Origin of the sequence: Frateuria terrea (assembly GCF_900115705.1) — a bacterium.
Lineage (GTDB): Bacteria > Pseudomonadota > Gammaproteobacteria > Xanthomonadales > Rhodanobacteraceae > Frateuria_A > Frateuria_A terrea.
Genome location: NZ_FOXL01000016.1, coordinates 1 through 2,230 on the forward strand (window position 1 = coordinate 1; position 2,230 = coordinate 2,230).

The window sequence follows — 2,230 nt, forward strand, 5'->3', positions numbered from 1 at the left end:
CCCCCCTCAAATCTCCAACGCCCACGACAGATAGGGACCGAACTGTCTCACGACGTTCTGAACCCAGCTCGCGTACCACTTTAAATGGCGAACAGCCATACCCTTGGGACCGGCTACAGCCCCAGGATGTGATGAGCCGACATCGAGGTGCCAAACACCGCCGTCGATATGAACTCTTGGGCGGTATCAGCCTGTTATCCCCGGAGTACCTTTTATCCGTTGAGCGATGGCCCTTCCATACAGAACCACCGGATCACTAAGACCTACTTTCGTACCTGCTTGATCCGTCGATCTTGCAGTCAAGCACGCTTATGCCTTTGCACACAGTGCGCGATGTCCGACCGCGCTGAGCGTACCTTCGTGCTCCTCCGTTACGCTTTGGGAGGAGACCGCCCCAGTCAAACTACCCACCATACACGGTCCCTGACCCGGATTACGGGCCTAGGTTAGAACGTCAAGCACTTCAGGGTGGTATTTCAAGGATGGCTCCACGCAAACTGGCGTCTGCGCTTCAAAGCCTCCCACCTATCCTACACAGAAGAACTCAACGTTCAGTGTAAAGCTATAGTAAAGGTTCACGGGGTCTTTCCGTCTTGCCGCGGGAACGCTGCATCTTCACAGCGATTTCAATTTCACTGAGTCTCGGGTGGAGACAGCGCCGCTGTCGTTACGCCATTCGTGCAGGTCGGAACTTACCCGACAAGGAATTTCGCTACCTTAGGACCGTTATAGTTACGGCCGCCGTTTACTGGGGCTTCGATCAAGAGCTTCGCCTTGCGGCTGACCCCATCAATTAACCTTCCAGCACCGGGCAGGCGTCACACCCTATACGTCCACTTTCGTGTTTGCAGAGTGCTGTGTTTTTGATAAACAGTCGCAGCGGCCAGGTTACTGCGACCCATCAGAGCTCAGCTACGCATGTAGCCACCCCGATGGGCGCACCTTCTCCCGAAGTTACGGTGCCATTTTGCCTAGTTCCTTCACCCGAGTTCTCTCAAGCGCCTTGGGATTCTCACCCTGCCTACCAGTGTCGGTTTACGGTACGGTTTTTCTTAAGCTGAAGCTTAGTGGCTTTTCCTGGAAGCGTGGTCTCAGTCACTTCGCCCAATAGGGCTCGTCTCGGTGCTCGGCATAAAGCATCCCGGATTTGCCTAAGATGCATGCCTACCGCCTTTCCCCGGGACAACCAACGCCCGGTAGACCTAACCTTCTCCGTCCCCACATCGCACTTAAGAAAAGTGCTGGAATATTAACCAGCTTCCCATCGACTACGCATTTCTGCCTCGCCTTAGGGGCCGACTCACCCTGCGCCGATGAACGTTGCGCGAGGAAACCTTGGGCTTTCGGCGTGCGGGCTTTTCACCCGCATTATCGTTACTCATGTCAGCATTCGCACTTCCGATACCTCCAGCAGACCTCTCGATCCACCTTCACAGGCGTACGGAACGCTCCTCTACCGCGCACACAAAGTGTGCACCCCGAGCTTCGGTGTAGTGCTTAGCCCCGTTAAATCTTCCGCGCAGACCGACTCGACCAGTGAGCTATTACGCTTTCTTTAAAGGGTGGCTGCTTCTAAGCCAACCTCCTGGCTGTCTATGCCTTTCCACATCGTTTTCCACTTAGCACTAACTTGGGGACCTTAGCTGCGGGTCTGGGTTGTTTCCCTTTTCACGACGGACGTTAGCACCCGCCGTGTGTCTCCCGGATAGTCTGTCCTGGTATTCGGAGTTTGCCATGGTTTGCTAAGTCGCGATGACCCGCTAGCCATAACAGTGCTCTACCCCCAGGAAGATTCGTCCGAGGCGCTACCTAAATAGCTTTCGAGGAGAACCAGCTATCTCCGAGTTTGTTTAGCCTTTCACTCCTATCCTCAGCTCATCCCCATCTATTGCAACAGATGTGGGTTCGGTCCTCCAGTGCGTGTTACCGCACCTTCAACCTGGCCAAGGATAGATCACTCGGTTTCGGGTCTACTGCCAGAGACTATGCGCCCTATTCAGACTCGGTTTCCCTTCGCCTCCCCTAGACGGTTAAGCTCGCCACTGACAGTAAGTCGCTGACCCATTATACAAAAGGTACGCAGTCACCCTTGCGGGCTTCCACTGCTTGTACGTATACGGTTTCAGGGTCTATTTCACTCCCCTCTCCGGGGTTCTTTTCGCCTTTCCCTCACGGTACTTGTTCGCTATCGGTCAGTCAGGAGTATTTAGCCTTGGAGGATGGTCCCCCC

1 rRNA gene is annotated in these 2,230 nt (G+C 54.6%); it reads right to left on the bottom strand.

From position 1 onward, the window contains the following. A 23S ribosomal RNA gene (locus tag BMZ38_RS17405) occupies window positions 1–2,230 on the bottom strand; the annotation flags it as partial.